Source organism: Methylobacterium sp. J-030 (assembly GCF_022829545.1).
GTDB lineage: Bacteria > Pseudomonadota > Alphaproteobacteria > Rhizobiales > Beijerinckiaceae > Methylobacterium.
In genome coordinates this window covers 60828-75598 of record NZ_JAKSYM010000264.1, presented here as the reverse complement: position 1 = coordinate 75598, position 14771 = coordinate 60828, and the positions used below count along the sequence as shown (strand labels likewise).

Here is a 14771-nt window from a genome sequence, read left to right as displayed (position 1 = left end):
AGGACCTATCGGGTAGAGCGCCCGTTGCTCCTGCGGATCCGCAATTGTGGATCAGCGAGGTTTTTAGGTGGCAGAACGGCATTCGAGTCAGAATGGTCAGCATGGTGGCCCCGATTTACCGATGTTCTACGGGGTGATTGGAGGTGCAGGACTGATGCTGGCAGCGCTGACCATGCTGATGGCCGGCCAGGTGGCGAACTCCCACCTGACAACGGCCCGCTATCAGATGAACGCTTCGGCGCTCTCCGACAGCGCGATGGTTGCGCGCGGTGGATCGCCGTTGACCTGACCGGTATTTTGGACCGAGCCGATTGAGAGGCTACTGCATGGTCGCGGCCATGGGTAGCCGGAAGGCCAGATCCGGGTAGCTGACGGGCGCGGGCGGCCGATAGCCCAGCGACGAATGCGGTCGGACGCAATTGTACGTGGTTTGCCATAGACCGATCACGATCTGCGCCTCCTTCAGCGAGTAGAAGATCTCCTGGCGCAGGCACTCGTCCCGAAGCTTGCCGTTGAAGCTTTCGCAGTACCCGTTCTCCCACGGGGATCCTGGTGCGATATACTGGATCTGTGAGCCAGCTTTGGCGACCCATTTGCGCAGCGCCTTCGAGATCATCTCTGGGCCATTGTCGCAGCGGATGTTCTCCGGGATGCCGTGCAGGCACATCGCATCGGCCAAAGCCTCGATCACGCCGAGGCTGTTGATGCGCCGCGCCACCTTCAGCGCCAAGCAGGTCCGGCTGTGCTCGTCGATCAGCGTCAGGATGCGCAGGCTCCGGCCGTCGTGGGTCTGGGCCTGCACGAAGTCGAAGCTCCAGACGTGGTTGCGGTGGAGCGGGCGCAGGCGCACGCACGAGCCGTCGTTCAGCCACAGGCGGCTGCGGGGCTTATGTCGGCTGGGGACTTTTAGCCCCTCGCGACGCCAGATGCGCTGGACCCGATCCTTGCCCACCTGCCACCCCGCTGCCTGCAGCAGCGCGGTGACGCGGCGGTAGCCGTAACGTCCATACTCGGACGCCAAGGTTATGATGGCGCGGGTCAGCGCATCCTCATCGGCCGGCACGGTCGGCACGTAGCGCTGCGTGCCGCGGTGCTGGCCGACGATCCGGCAGGCGTGACGTTCTGAGAGACCATACTTTTCTCGGATGCCGTCGACCGCCTGCCGGCGTCGTTCGGGGGCTACAAGTTTCCCGAGGCGACATCCGCCAGCACTTGCTTCTCCAAGGACAGATCAGCCACGAGCCGCCGCAATCGCGCGTTCTCACGCTCAAGATCCTTCATCCGGCGCGCTTGGTCGATCTGCAGGCCGCCGTATTCCTTGCGCCAGCGATAGTAGCTTTGCTCGGAAATTTCGGCCTCCTTGCAGGCGAGGGCCAAACTCTTGCCCTGGGCTGTCTGCACCTCAATCTGGCGCAGCTTCAACACGACCTGCTCCGCACCCGTCTTCTGACCTCGCCGCATGTCCAACTCCTTTGGTCCTGACTGATCCTCTCAATCAGCCCGGTCCAAAGCCAGCCGGTCAGGTCAGCTTCGTAGCGCCCGTCCGGGGACGTGCGTGACAGGCGGCGGTTGCCATGCTCGCAATGGATCAGGTTGCCGTCCCGGTCGACCGTGTTGCCGTTGGTGAACGGCGTGGCATCGATGACGACCCGCACGCAGCCGTCGGCGTGCCAGCCGAGCACTCGGCGCCCCTCGACGTCCGACCAGACCAGGATGTCCCGTGCGGGCCACCAGGTCGGACCCTCGCCAAAGATCGCTTGGTCGTAGAGCGAGACGAGGCGGGCATGGTGGGGCACTACCTCAGTGAAGCGCGGGTCGGACGCCCGGGGTGGATCGACGTGGGGGACGGGCTCGGGCGGACCGGTTCGACGCAGCAGGTCCGACGCGGGTTCAGCGTTCATGATCCCTCCCTGATCGAGATCTTGAGGCACCCAAGTGAGGAATGTCTCGGATGGCTAATTCCGTCGGGTCGATGTCGTTCTCCCGCCACCCCGGCTTACTAGTCGGGTACGATCTAAAGAACGCGGGCTCGTCGAAGGTCATGAGTCAAGGAGAACGCCGACCTGTTCGATATCGACCGCACCCGGCCCCTTAGGGGCAAGGTTACTGTCGGCGCGCGTACCCGATGGTCGAACGCAATCGCGAACCTCGTCGTCGGCGCGGCATGGATGACCATTTTGGAGACGGGCGCACAGGTGATCGCAAGCCCGACCACAGAATATCGTTCGGTAGTGTATCCTCCTACAAACGGCTGATCGCAGCTGGTAGCAGTTGCTTACGGGACGTTGTCAAAGCCATGTGAATGATCGGGATGGGCGCATCACCGTCATAGCAACGGCCCAAATTACGTCTGCTTTCGGGAACAGCACGGTCGCGCGTGAACGACTGCGTTGGGTCGGTAGAAGGCCGTCAGCTTTCCCAACCAGCCCTCTCCGAAGCAGCCATTCCGCTTTCGGCCAAAACCGGGCGCGGATGTGCCCGCTCGCATAAGCAGCTCGACATCATTGACATTATGAATTAAGTCCTATAACATGGCTGTCATTGCCCCCAAGCGTTGAGGCTCGCCATGCCACGATCACCGCACCGTCGAACGCGCCGCGCCTCGGCATCGCGGGCCAGGCGACCGAGCCACTCCGATACGAGAACCACCAGCAAGGGGCCCCACACGGGGCCCCTTCTTCTTTGCGAGGTCGACCATGAGCAGCGAGTATTTTTCGACGCCAGCCGACCTTCCCGCGACGATTGGCAACTCGCAAAAGCCGCGTGAGCCGTTGATCGCCGCCACCGACCTGGCCGCCCGCGTGCGCGCCCTGAACGATGCCTTCCGGCGCAGCTTCGCCGGTGGGCAGGTGGTCGAGACGCCCGGCGTGGTCGAACTGGCCGAGGCCGACCGGATCGCCCTACAGCTGGCCGTACGCCGCTTCAGCAGCTTCGATCCCGACAACGATCCCCACGGCGAGCACGACTTCGGCGCGGTCGAGGTTGGGGGCGAGCGCTTCTTTTGGAAAATCGACGCCTACGATCGCGCGCTGCTCGGCGGCTCGCCGGACCCGGCCGACCCCGCGGTCACGACCCGCGTGCTCACGATCATGCGCATCGACGAGTACTGACGCGGCGCCCCCTTGCGCGGCATCGCGCCCATCCCGGACCGTTCCGCCCCACGGCGGCGAGGTTATGCGTCTTCAGCCGCGCGGCGAGGCCGAACTCGACGCCGACACCGAGTGGGACGAGGACGAGCCGGCCGATGACGACGGCGACTGGTCAGGTTGCGCTTACGACGGGTATCGGGAGGAGGGGAATTGATGCCACACGAGGTTACCGCTTCGGTTTGCGTCCAGCGCGGAGAGGCTGTGGCAGGCCAAGTTCGGCGTTTGGGCGGACGAGCAGGGCATCAACTTCAACACCCAGAGCTTCGGCCAAGCGGTCGAGAACGTCGACGGTGGGGTTCGCCACGCCCCGCTCGATCCCGCTCAGGTACGGGGCCGCCACGCCGGAATCCACTGCCAGCACCTCCTGCGACAGGCCACGTTCGCCGCGCAGGCGGCGCAGGTTCCACGCCAAGCGCGCCCGTCCATCCATGGACCTGAGGCGCACCGGTTGCAGGGATTAATCCATGAACTATACGATAGGTATTAAGGCGCGGGTACGGATGCCGAGCACCGTCTCAACGAGACAACACGCCGGTCTGAGGAGGGGCAGTATGGGTGGCTACGTACGAGCGATGCGGCAGTACGCGGTGTTCCGGGGGCGAGCATCGCGCGCCGAGTTCTGGCAGTTCACCGCCGTGCTCGTCGGCCTCTTCATCGTCGCGTTGTTCGTCGATGGTGCCGTGACGCAAAACGTGGACGCCGATCTGCAGAAGAAGCCCGGTGGCATTTTCTCGGCTCTGCTCATTCTAGCTCACCTCGTGCCGGCCTTCAGTGTCACCGTTCGGCGGTTGCACGACACCGATCACAGCGGCTGGTTGGTGTTGCTGAACTACGTCCCGCCGCTGAACCTCGTCATCGTCGCCTTCGCCTGCATGCGGGGTACGGTTGGGGCGAACCGCTACGGTACCGATCCCCTGAACCCGATGGCGCTATCGACCGCTCCGGCGGCCACCGGCGTGCGGGTTGACCCTGGGTCTGCCCTGTCAGCGTCGCTGCCTGCTGCGCCCGTCCGCTCAGATGTGATCGCCGAGCTCGAGCGGTTGGGGCAGCTGCGCCGCGATGGGCACCTGAGCGAGGCCGAGTTCGAGGTGATGAAGTCCGAGACTCTCGCACAGGCTCGCCGCTGATCGGCGGTACAGCGGCGCTTACGATCCGATGCACGATGAGGAGGGCACCCCATGAGGCGGTTCAATCGATTGGCCGCCGTTGGAGCGGCGGTACTAAATTTGACTCCCTCGTATGCCCTGGCCCAATTCGGCGATGGTCTGACCTCGACCGCGATCGCAGTCATAGCCTTCGAGAGGAGCGCAGACCGCTGCGCCTACGAGCCGATCGTCGGCCAGGCCATCAACCGCTTGCGGGATCATTACGCCGAGACCGAGCCCTACCAATGGCAACGCGCCCTGCGCGAGAACAAGGATGCCAACGACATCCTCGGCAACATGACCGCACTCGCGCTGCAAGGCTCGCCCTACACCGCTGATCCGCGGGTCAGTGGTCCACCGAAGCCCGCCCCACCGCGGGACAACCGTTGCATCAGCTCGGGCTTGGCGGTTGGGGCGGCCTTGCCGTTCGCTGGACCGCTGATTGGCTTTGATCCCATCTTGTTCGGCGAGGCCAATCGTCTGATGGAAGGCAAAGGCAGGCCGCGGCAATCGAGTAGCAACAGCCCGGAAGCCCCCACAACATCTGTCCCACCCTCGGCAGCCATGAACGCGCATCCACCTTATGTAGGGCGGTGGGCGCCGCGCCGACCGGACTGCACGGCGCCGGAACAGGACAGCGTCATCCGGTTCGAGCAAGATGCCGAGATCAGCCTCGAATACCGTTGTGACCTCAAGGTACGGGAGCAAAGCGCTGCGACGTGGAATGTCGAGAGCTCATGCAGCGAGGGTGACGATAAGTGGACAATGAATTCGCGCATTCAGGTCGATGGGGATAGGCTAGTATTGTATAATGAAGGTCAAGCGCCAGCAGATTTCGTCCGGTGCGATTGAGTGCGTGATCGACGGCTGGCGGCGACCCTGGCGGCGGAAATCCTCGACCTTTTGGCGCACAACGAGGCCGTCCCGTCCCCGCGGCGACGGGACGGAAGCGACGACGAACGGCCCTGCACGAGATGCACGCGATGCACGGGCTTTTGCAGGGGTGGGTAAGGGGGGTTGGGCGTCGGCGGTCAGGTTGCAGTTACCCACCCCCCTTAACCAGCCCTTTGAAGCCCTCAAACCCGCCTCCGGACGGCTCAACTGGTCTGAAGATCGTGGGAACACGGATTTGGGTGGTTGCCTGCCTTGCAGTCTCATCGCGAACGATTTGACGTATATGGTCAAGCTCGACTGGGGTGACGCGGTGCGTCAGATGCTCGGGACGGCTGAACCGCGGCTCAGCCCGTCCGTTCCTCGACGCTTTCGGACCGATCCTTTATGCCGTTGCCCTCGGGGACGGGACGGAGCAGAATTGTGCGGCTCAACCATGTCGCCAACCGGGTGAACCCGGGTCATTTCCAGGCCGTCGTCGACATGTTCGTCGGGCAGCTGGAGTTTGTGGAGCTGCGACGGACCGAACGCGCCGTGTGGTTGCGGCAGCCCGGGGCCAATGTCGATCTCCAGCTCAGTTGCAGCGACACCGGACATCGGGATCACGACCGGGAGCGCTCGCAGATCTCGTTCCTCAGCGACACTCCGGAAGCAGACCTCGACCGGCTGGCCTCGTGGTTCGTTGCCAGGGGGCTGCCCGCTCACGTCAGCGCCTACTCCGATCGCGAGTTCTACCTCGACGTGCCGGCGGCCTTCGTCGATTTCGTCGTCGAGGCGATGCTGCCCGAACTGACCGCTTACGACGTCCTGGTATGACCCATTCCGGGCATTGGGAATGTCCGCTTGTAGGCGGCTAGCCCGCGGCTTTGAACTTCCTGCGGGGTTGACTGGGGGTGTTGTGCTTCACCGCAGTTTGTCACCCCTTGGGCGCTTTACGAGGCGGTTGCCCGAATGTCCTTCTGGGGCCGTTGCCGTTTCTGCTCGTCGACGGCTTCAGCTATCCGCTCGCATTGGGCGAACAGCTTTTGCGCGTATGCGAGTGACGCATCCTCGACGGAGCCCGCCGAGACCTGCGATAGCCAAAGAAAGATGAGCGCCGCGATCCCGCATTCGAGCAAAGCTGCCGTCCAGAACTGCGTGTCGTCGAGCGGCCGGAGCCACAGCAGGCCGGTATTGGCAACGAGGCACAAAACGGCAATCGCCACACCAAGCGGCTTCATGCCGTACAGATTGCGCTGAAAGCCGTAGGCGATGTTGTCGTCGAACAGCAACGACGCCTTCGCCGATGGGCGGGTGTGCTCCAGCAGCCAATCCACGGCCGAGCGCGCCCGGCCATAGGCAAGAGACGCATCCTGTGCCTCTTCCTCGGGCGTCGACAACTCCAGCCCGCCGCTGGCCCGGAGATAGGCATGGTACCGCGCCTTGGTCTGGGCTGCGATGGTCGGGTCGGCGTGGGTCAGGAGCCGGGCGGAATGGCGCCTGCCGGCGCGGTCGCCGAGCGCTCGTTCCCTGGCACGCCCCCTTCGCCGGGCGATCTGGGCCAGTAGGTATGTCAACCCGCAGGCGCTCAGCAGCGTGACGATGCCGCCCATGAAAGTCCGTGCGGCGGGAAGCCAGAACGTCACCAGGGTTAGGGCGGGAAGTAGCACGAACAGGGCTGGCCTCAGCCGTGCATTGAGGTCGTACCGGTCGAGGCCGGCCCGCTTAAGGAGATCCAGGTCCATCGCGCGATCCTGGGACAGCCGACTGGGCTTCCCCTTCAACTGGAGAGCGGACGTCAAAAAGCCCGGTGTCGAAGCTTTCCGCGGTCAAACAGGTGTATCCGCCAGGTAGCGCGATCAACATCAGGACCGGGAAGAGCTGCCGCAATGCCAGCCGCGCGGCCGTCTGGGTATCGAGCGCCGAGGGACCGCTATCCACCAGATGGTTGTGCCAGGTTCCCAGCGGATAAAGTGACCCGCCCGACGTGCGGATGACGGCCGCAACCGCCGTCTTAAGGCCGACGGTGCCGAGCACAAACTTATCCGCTGAGAACACGCTGTCGGGGGGCGCCTCGAGCACATCGACCACCTGAAACGCGTTGCCCACCTGGGAAAACCGGCCGATCAGTACACCGCCAGTTTCAGAGCCGGGCTTGGCCGCGATATCATCCGCGATCTTGCCGGTAACACGGGGGCTTAGGCGAATGCCGATGCCCCTCTTACCGGCGAGGATGGTCCAAGGCTCGATCCGATCGTCGAGCCAACTTTGGGATACGCCGTCAGGGCCGATCTCGCCGATATGCAGGAGGCCATGAGGCGCCGCACGGCCCTCCGCCTTGCGGCGGGCGACGATGTCCGCGAGGCCGGCCGCGAACGCGCTGAGCCGGGAATCCGGCACCGGGAACGTCACGGCCCCGCAGCCCTGGCCGATGGCGATCGCCTCCGCTTCCGCGCCAAACACTCGCGTCCGGAGATCCGGCATGCCGGCGATGCGATAGTAGGATTCGGCCGCCAGATCACTGAGGTTCGGATTGCCCCCAACGCCCTCGAGCGCCGCATAGGCGGCCTCGCCCGCCCCCAAAAGATGAGCCTCGGAAAGCAGGGGGCGGTGCTCCCAGGCCAGGAAGGACAGACCCTCACGCACCGCTGTCGAGCCGGTCGTGTTGAGCAGGACCCGGCCACCGTCGCCGGCCAGGAGAGCCCTGCCGGCAGGCTCGTCCGACAGGCCGATGACGTCGCCTACATGCTCGGCCGGACGTTGCTGCAGAAATTCGAGGCCATCGGCCAGCAGCGTGGCCTTGGCTCCTGTGAGGCCCCGGCGCTCGGCGTCGCCCGGCAACATGGCATGGCGGGCGAAATTGTGGGGCATCATGACGCCCTGGTCGACAACGAGAGCAGGGCCCTCGCCCTGCCGTGCCAGATGGACGGCGATCTTGGAGCCGACACTGCCGCAGCCGACGAGCGCCCAGGGTAGGCCGTCATCCGCCGCTACCGTCCCCGACGCGCGGCGCAGGACCGCGACAGACAGCTCCTCGCGGTAGGCGCATAGGCGCACCAGGCCCCGGTCCTCGTCGATCAGGTCCTGCGAGGACTGTAAATGGATCAGATAGGAGCACAGCTCGATCGGGGAGGCCGAGCCCACCAGGTGGAAAGGCCGGCGGACTAGGAAGGTCACGGTCAGAGGGATCGGCTCAAATGCCTTGTCCTGCAACGCGAAGGCGAACAGGTTGATTTTGGCGTCCAGCTGATCAGCGCAGCCATAGAGCCTTGCCCGAGCGCGCAGGTCGCGGACCGTCACGACTGTCTCCGGCAGATACTCCCCAACCACGACGGGCTGCCCCGACGGGTCGTCGCCCGCCCACAAGACGAGGCCGAGTGCCTTTCCGCGCCACAACCCCTCCCGGACCTGGCCGCGGCCGAAGCGCGAGCCCTCCATTGATATTTGTACGCAGGAGCGGTGGTCGACGAAATAGACCAGATTGCCGGCGTCGGACCTCACGAAATATTCCGTCTGGACGACGGCGCAGCCAGCCTCCGTTTGCGGCATGGCACGCAGGCCCTCGCCATCGACGACCATGATGTCGTCGATCGTGTCCCGGCTCACTGGCTCCCAGCCATGCTCAGGGTCGTTCAGGGCCAGCATCGCGGCCGCGTCGAGCCAATCCGCGATCTGATCGATGAAGCCCTCGATCCCGCGTGCCTGCAGCAGCTCCCGAGGGCTGCCGGCGACGATGCAGGGCTCGGGTGGCCACCCGGCCGGCCGCGGGTTCAAATGCGGATGCGCCCGGCTGAAATCGTCACGGAGGGCGATATGCGGCGCGCGCACCGGATAGCCGGGCAAGAAGGTAAGTGTCACCGTCTCCAGGGCGCGCACGCCGCTCGGGCTCTCGCCCCGCGGCCGCCAGGCCGCCGGCAGCTCCGTCCGGATGTCGAACTCCGCGACGACCTGGCCATCCGCGGAAACGCCAGCCACGCGCCAGGCCGCGACGGCGGGGTGCTGGCCGGCAAGCTGGATGGCCCGCGCCACGGCGACCGGGAACATGGCTTAGCCGTGGGCTAGGGCTTCCGACCCGATGGCAGTGCCAGCACCAAAGGCGCCGGCGGCCGCCAGTCGTTTGCGGTCCGGTTTCGGGCCATACTGGTTGATCAACAGTTCATAGGGCTCGAAACCGGCGTCATCGGCGAGGCATTGGAACACGCCGGCGCCCGACTTCAAGATGGACTTGTATTCCCGGCGCGCACGGATGCAGGGCGGGTCGTTGTCGTCGTCCTTGATCGCCACGCTGCTGGCCAAGATCGTCGCACCCGGCGCGGCCTGGCCCAGGGCGCTGCGTGCCTTTGGCGAAACCTTCGCGTCCTCGGCTTTCTCCGACCAGCTGTCCCAGGACAGGCTGTGCCATGAGCAATGGTGCGGCGCGATCAGCGCGTCATATGCGAGTTCGTCGTCTCCATACCGGTCCCGAACCCGTTCCCAGATGGCGACCTCGGCGTCGCCGCCGAGCAGGTAGCGGGCGGCGTCGGACTTGCCCCTCGCGGCCAGCGTCAGGCGCATGACCACACTCGAGTTGTTCTTCGAGAGGATCTCGGCCTCCGCTTCGTTATCTGCAAGCAGCGGCGCGATGAGCAGCGCCTCAAAGGATACGTCCGTCACGCCGCAGATGGTCGAAAAGGTGGACCCGCTGGGCACGAGGATCGCCTCCAGACCGTCGGTCCTCCTCTCGACGTCCTCGCCCATGATTTTGATGCGGTCGCCGTCGTACAGATAGCCCTGCGCCCGAAAGAGCTTCACGCGGCGGCGGGCCTCGGTGCGCCAGGCCTTGGCGTCTTCACAGAGCGTGTCCTGATCTGCCCGCCGAAACACGATCGGCGACGACCACATCTCACGGATCAGAATCTTGTTGTCCTTGCGGCTCCACGTGCTGGGCGGCCCCAGATGGAAATGCGCGCGCAGGCCGGCGCAGTGATCCGCGTCCGGGTGGGTGAGGAGGAAGGCGTCCACATACAGGCGCCCCTCATCGTCGACATCCAGCCTATCGCGCAGCTGCGCCGCGACATCCGGTGTCTCATCGTCGGGATCGTCGGCGGTCTGTCTGATCTTAATGTCGACGAGCAGGCGCCGCCCGTTCTCGAACTCGATCAGCGTCATGTCGCCATTGTCGACTTTGAAGTGACAGGTTTTGACCGCCATAAGCGTGCACCCCGATAGTCACGTTCGAGATGGTCGTTCACGATCTGTGCCGCAAGGGCCGCTGGGCCGAAAATCCTGGTTTCGCGTGAAGCTGAGCCCCACTCCGTAGAACGGGTCACGGGGGGTGAAAGGCTAATCCTCGCGCATAACTGTGTTCGCACCGCATCGTGACGCGGGAAAGCCCGCTTCCGGGCAAGCACCCCGAGTCCGGTTCTGGCGCATTCCGGAAGTAAGGCGAGCACATGAAGCTCAGCCGTCGGATCGCTCAATTAGTCGAAGCTTTGCCCGCACTAAGCATTTCTAGACCCTTCAAGCGCCGTCGAAGCCCCGCCACCTCCGAACTCAGAACCCCAGTGATCTTGAACTGACGCCGACCCTTCCGTGAGCCGTCGGGCCGCCGCGTCGTGATGGTCACCTCGTGGAACAGCGCCCGCTGCCGTGCCTCTGCCTTTGCTCGACGGGCAATCGCTATGGCATTCACTGGCGTGGCAGATACCCGCTTCGCCGCCGCGTTCTGCCGAGCCCAGGCGTGAAGCCCTTCACCCGGCGTGGCGGCCAGCGCCTGCACTCGGCTCGGCAGCACCTTGGCTGTTTCGAGGTGCTGGATCGCCCGTACGTCCCGGCTGATCAGCTTGCGCGCCGCAAGCCGCTCGGCGGGCGTCTCGCCACCATAAGAGACGAACCGCTCGACGATGAGGTGCAGGTCGTGGGTGGTGCGCGAGCGCTTGCGCCCGCTCAAGGTTTCAAGCTCGGCCATGATCGCGGTCTGCAATGGGCTGGCGCTGATTCGGATGTAGGTAGCGTAGGCAAGAGCGATGGCCTCAAGGTGCTGTGCGTCCGATGCCTTGCGGATGTTCAAACCGGCGCGCTGCAGCCAACCCGCGCTATCAAGCGGCTGCGAATCAGAACCTCGGACCTTATGCACGAAGCGTTCGGCGTCGGCAGCTACAGCGTCCCGGCTGCCAGCCCCAGCGCTGGCTCTGCCTGATTCGGCAGGCTTGGCAGCTGTCGACAGGTCGGGCGCTTTGATCGGCTCAGGACGGCGAGGCAACGAGTTTGAAGGGGAGGGGGTACGCGGTCGGTTAAACCGAAAGGTCGGAACCGTGTCGTTGAGCATGGCCTGGATCCATCCCGATCATAGGGCCGCACTCGGGTGAGCGCGACATTTTGTCGATATGAATTGGCTTCACGCCGAGCCGCTCGCCGCCGGCCGGCAGTGTGAAAATGCGTGGTCACCCGGTGGTCACCGTGCGTTTTTGAGCGACGACGCAGCGCTACACCCTGCCCGGTAAGTCATTGGTTTGTGGAAGGAAAACTGGTGCTGCGAGAGAGGATTGAACTCTCGACCTCTTCATTACCAATGAAGTGCTCTACCACTGAGCTACCGCAGCCGGTGTCCGGGGCGCCCCTGCGGGGGCGTGTCCGTCCGGTCGAGTGGGGCCATACCGGATCGCCGCCGGGTTGGCAACGCCGCAGCCGGAGGTTTTACCAGCGGCGGGCGGCGCGGATGAGGGCGGCCAGACCCGGCTCAAAGACCGCCTCGGCGGCCTCGGCGGGCGTGAACCAGCGCAACTCCCGCTGTTTCTCCTCGGGGAAGTGTTCGAGCTGCTTGCGCACCTTGAGCGGGAAAACCTTCACCTGACACTGGACGGCGTCGAGGTTCTTCAGACGCTTCTGGTAGAGATAGTGCCCGATCGGCCGCTTGCCGATCGCGCCCCGCAGACCGGCCTCCTCGTAGGCCTCGCGCGCCGCCGCCTCGAACGGCTTGCGCCCCTTCATCGGCCAGCCCTTCGGGATCACCCAGCGCCGGCTCTCCCGCGACGTCACCAGCAGAACCTTCGGCTTCCCGTCCCGCCCGAAGCGGAACGGCAGCGCCCCGACCTGCCGCCGCGGCTCGCCGTCGTCATCGAGATTCATCACGGCCGCACCCCGCCGTGCCGGCCGGGGTTCAGGTTCGATCGGGCCGGCGGCGTGTCCGAAGCGGGCATGAGGCGGATGATCGGGTCCTCGGGTCGGCAGCGGCACGCCACACAGCATGACGATCTCGACGCCGGTCTACACACTCCGGCACGCCGGACATTTTGGCTTGCCACCCCGATACAAGGCTTACACTGCCAATCAAATCTAAAATCGCGTCCGTCCCGGATGCGGTCGTCACCCGGCCCTGAGCACCGCACGATCGGTGGAACCGGAGGCCGGCAGCGCGGCGGCCGCCATTCCGGCCGAGATCGGGTCGGGACCCGCGGCCTTGGCGCCCCCAGCGGGCGGCGGAGCGACGGCGGGGGGCACGGGGGCGTCCGGTTGCGTCACGCTCGGCCGCGACGCGTCCGGTCCAATCCCGCCCGGGCTGGCCGGAACCAGGACGGGCACGGTCCGCCCTTCCGGCACGGTTTCCGATTCGGCTGCGGCGGCAGAGGCCAGCGCGTTCGGCGGCTCCTGCCACGCGAAGGCGTCCAGGCGGCCGCTGACCGGCGACACCGGCGCCCAGGTCTCGGACGCGATCCCGTCCGCGATCCACATGCGGTCGCGCGGCGCGCGGGCGGCCCGGGCGAGCCATTCGCGGGCCTGGCCCGAGGCGGTCCCGTGCTCGGCCTCCTCGATCGCGGCCATCATCAGGCAGGCGCGCGCGGTTGGCCGGTCGGCCAGCATCGGTTTCACCGCCTCCCGGGCGCGCTTGTAGTCGCGCGCGTCGAGGGCGGCCTGACCCAGGGCGAGCCGCGACTCGGGATCCCAGACCGACAGCTTCGCCAGGACCTCGGCCCGGGCGAGGCGGTCGCGGACGGAGTCGCCGGTCCTCAGGCCGAGATAGACCTTGGCCAAGTCGGGGTGAGGGTTGGCCTTCCAGGCCGCCTCGACGATGCGAGCGGCCTTCCGGAAGTCGCCGCGGCGGGCGAGCAGGCGCCCGGCGATGCAGGCGGCCGGGACGAGATCCGGGGCCAGCTTGACGGCCTGCAGGGCGCGCTCGGTGGCCAGCTCCGGTTCGCCGGCCTCGCGCTCGCCCGCGATCGCGGTCAGCAGCACGGCCCGCTGGCGCTTCGCGCTGGCCTTGTCGATCAGCCCGAGGGAGGAGCGCCGCTCGATGGTGTCCAGGGCCGCGCCCCAGTCGCCGTCCGCGCTCTGGGCCTCCAGCAGGGCCTCGTTGGCCCAGGTGACGCTCGGAGCGAGCCGGGCGGCCTCCGCGGCGTAGGCCCGGGCGGAGGTCTCGTCCTCCCGGCGGCGGGCCTCCACGAACAGGCCGCGCAGGCCGAGCACCCGGGTCTCGGGATCGTCGACCATGCGCTGGAAGGCGCTCTCGGCCGCGTCGCGGTCGCCGGAGATCTGGGCGGCCTGGGCCTTGAGCAGGAGGGTCAGCGGCTCGGTGCCCAGCAGCCGCTCGGCATCTCCGGCGTAGCGGCGGGCCGCCAGCGGGTCGCCCGAGCCGACCGCCACCATGCCGCGGGACAGGGCGGAGAGGCCCTTGGTCCGGCGCCGCTCGGCGGAGCCGCGGACCAGGGCCTCGGGCAGGCCGATCACGCCGCGCACGATCGCCCAGAGCAGGCCCAGGACGATGGCCGCGGCGATCACCCCGACCAGGGCCACCGCCAGGCTGGTGCCGATCTGGTAGCCGTTCCACACGACGGTGACGGTGCCGGGCCGGTCGGCGATCCAGACCGCCCCGAAGGCGGCGAGTGCGAGCAGGGCCAGGAAGGCGAGGGCGCGCCACATGGGGTCAGTGTCTCCTGTCGACGGCCGCGCGGCGACGGTCGCTGGGTGCGGGAGGGACCGGGCGCCTGCACGCCCGCCCGGAGGAGTTGCGGCCGCGCGGCGCGCGGCTCGAGGCCGTCACGGTCCTAAGCGGCGTTGCGTCGGCAGGCCAACGCTTCGTCCGCTCAGGTCCTTGGTATGCCGCAGGTTTTCGTCGCAAAACCGGAGGCCCTTTTTCCGAAGTCTGCTTAGCGGCTGGTCGCGGGGGCGGAGGCGGGCGTGTCGGACCCGGCGCCGGTCGGCAGGGCCTGGAAGGCGTTTCCGACGAGCGTCCGCCCGGCCTGTTCGGCCTCGGCCCGCGCCTTGAGCTTGGCGCCGAAATCGCCGGCCTCGTCCCGCGCCTTGGCGGGCAGCGCCGCGAAGGCCGTGGCGGCCGCCGGCAGGTCGCCGCGATCGAGCGCCGCCTGAACCTTGGTCTCCGGCTGGTCGGCGGCCTCCGGGGCCGGGGCGTCGGCCTTGCGCACCTGCACGAGGCCGTCGGCCATGCTCAGGAGCTTGGCGCGGAAATCGCCGGTCTCTGCGGCGGTCTTGGCCCGCTGCGCCCGTCGCTCGGCTGCGATCCGCTCGGCGATCGGCCGGAATTCATCCGCGAGCTGCGCCGCCGTGGGGGCGCCGGTCTCCGCGAAGGGGGCGAGCGCCTTGGCCTGCGCGTCCGTCGCGGGATCGAGCTTGC

General features: G+C 66.6%; 15 protein-coding genes and 1 tRNA gene. 6 read left to right on the top strand and 10 right to left on the bottom strand.

All coding sequences use genetic code 11. From position 1 onward, the window contains the following. Nucleotides 1-154 precede the first annotated feature (154 nt). Entirely contained in the window at nucleotides 155-289 is a 135-nt protein-coding gene (locus tag MKK75_RS35810) for a hypothetical protein (protein ID WP_279594001.1), read from the top strand. A gap of 30 nt (nucleotides 290-319) precedes the next feature. Here the strand turns inward: MKK75_RS35810 and MKK75_RS19670 are convergent. After that, nucleotides 320-1461 (bottom strand): IS3 family transposase gene (locus tag MKK75_RS19670; protein ID WP_244044206.1). Its coding sequence is split into 2 segments (ribosomal slippage): nucleotides 320-1194 and nucleotides 1194-1461, totalling 1143 coding nucleotides; the frame shifts between segments, so codons are not numbered across the junction. After that, on the bottom strand, nucleotides 1419-1901 hold the full coding sequence (locus MKK75_RS19665; RefSeq protein WP_244044205.1) for an SMP-30/gluconolactonase/LRE family protein: 483 nt from the start codon (nucleotides 1899-1901) through the stop codon (nucleotides 1419-1421). The genes MKK75_RS19670 and MKK75_RS19665 overlap by 43 nt, the downstream gene beginning before the upstream one ends. A gap of 795 nt (nucleotides 1902-2696) precedes the next feature. Here MKK75_RS19665 and MKK75_RS19660 point away from each other — a divergent pair. Then, on the top strand, nucleotides 2697-3110 hold the full coding sequence (locus tag MKK75_RS19660; RefSeq protein WP_244044204.1) for a DUF3768 domain-containing protein: 414 nt from the start codon (nucleotides 2697-2699) through the stop codon (nucleotides 3108-3110). Between the two features lie 64 nt (nucleotides 3111-3174). Next, nucleotides 3175-3303, top strand: coding sequence for a hypothetical protein (locus MKK75_RS35805; RefSeq protein WP_279594000.1), 129 nt, complete (start codon nucleotides 3175-3177; stop codon nucleotides 3301-3303). Nucleotides 3304-3315: 12 nt separating this feature from the next. Here MKK75_RS35805 and MKK75_RS19655 read toward each other — a convergent pair whose 3' ends face one another. Beyond that, nucleotides 3316-3561 (bottom strand): helix-turn-helix domain-containing protein, encoded by a 246-nt coding sequence (locus tag MKK75_RS19655; RefSeq protein WP_244044203.1) that lies wholly within the window; start codon nucleotides 3559-3561, stop codon nucleotides 3316-3318. 139 nt (nucleotides 3562-3700) lie between these two features. Here MKK75_RS19655 and MKK75_RS19650 point away from each other — a divergent pair, with 139 nt between their 5' ends. From MKK75_RS19650 to MKK75_RS19640, 3 genes are all read left to right on the top strand, one after another. Next, a complete protein-coding gene (locus tag MKK75_RS19650; protein WP_244044202.1) occupies nucleotides 3701-4276 on the top strand; it encodes a DUF805 domain-containing protein in 576 nt (191 codons plus the stop codon). 51 nt (nucleotides 4277-4327) lie between these two features. Then, nucleotides 4328-5146, top strand: a complete 819-nt coding sequence (locus MKK75_RS19645) for a hypothetical protein (RefSeq protein ID WP_244044201.1) — start codon at nucleotides 4328-4330, stop codon at nucleotides 5144-5146. Between the two features lie 462 nt (nucleotides 5147-5608). Then, nucleotides 5609-6001: a hypothetical protein gene (locus MKK75_RS19640; RefSeq protein ID WP_244044200.1), complete on the top strand. Its 393-nt coding sequence runs from the start codon at nucleotides 5609-5611 to the stop codon at nucleotides 5999-6001. 116 nt (nucleotides 6002-6117) lie between these two features. Here MKK75_RS19640 and MKK75_RS19635 read toward each other — a convergent pair whose 3' ends face one another. From MKK75_RS19635 to MKK75_RS19605, 7 genes are all read right to left on the bottom strand, one after another. Then, a complete protein-coding gene (locus tag MKK75_RS19635) occupies nucleotides 6118-6909 on the bottom strand; it encodes a hypothetical protein (RefSeq protein WP_244044199.1) in 792 nt (263 codons plus the stop codon). Continuing rightward, nucleotides 6890-9208 carry a thiamine biosynthesis protein ThiF gene (locus tag MKK75_RS19630; protein ID WP_244044198.1) on the bottom strand — a complete coding sequence of 773 codons (2319 nt, stop codon included), beginning with the start codon at nucleotides 9206-9208 and terminating at the stop codon, nucleotides 6890-6892. The genes MKK75_RS19635 and MKK75_RS19630 overlap by 20 nt, the downstream gene beginning before the upstream one ends. Nucleotides 9209-9211: 3 nt before the next feature. Continuing rightward, nucleotides 9212-10354, bottom strand: a complete 1143-nt coding sequence (locus MKK75_RS19625; RefSeq protein ID WP_244044197.1) for a metallohydrolase — start codon at nucleotides 10352-10354, stop codon at nucleotides 9212-9214. Between the two features lie 265 nt (nucleotides 10355-10619). Beyond that, nucleotides 10620-11471, bottom strand: coding sequence for a hypothetical protein (locus MKK75_RS19620; RefSeq protein ID WP_244044196.1), 852 nt, complete (start codon nucleotides 11469-11471; stop codon nucleotides 10620-10622). A 199-nt stretch (nucleotides 11472-11670) separates the two neighbouring features. Beyond that, nucleotides 11671-11745: transfer RNA gene (locus MKK75_RS19615), tRNA-Thr, on the bottom strand. 94 nt (nucleotides 11746-11839) lie between these two features. Then, on the bottom strand, nucleotides 11840-12271 hold the full coding sequence (locus MKK75_RS19610; RefSeq protein ID WP_244044195.1) for an NUDIX hydrolase: 432 nt from the start codon (nucleotides 12269-12271) through the stop codon (nucleotides 11840-11842). A 237-nt stretch (nucleotides 12272-12508) separates the two neighbouring features. Further along, nucleotides 12509-14059, bottom strand: coding sequence for a heme biosynthesis protein HemY (locus MKK75_RS19605; protein ID WP_244044194.1), 1551 nt, complete (start codon nucleotides 14057-14059; stop codon nucleotides 12509-12511). Nucleotides 14060-14771: the final 712 nt, after the last annotated feature.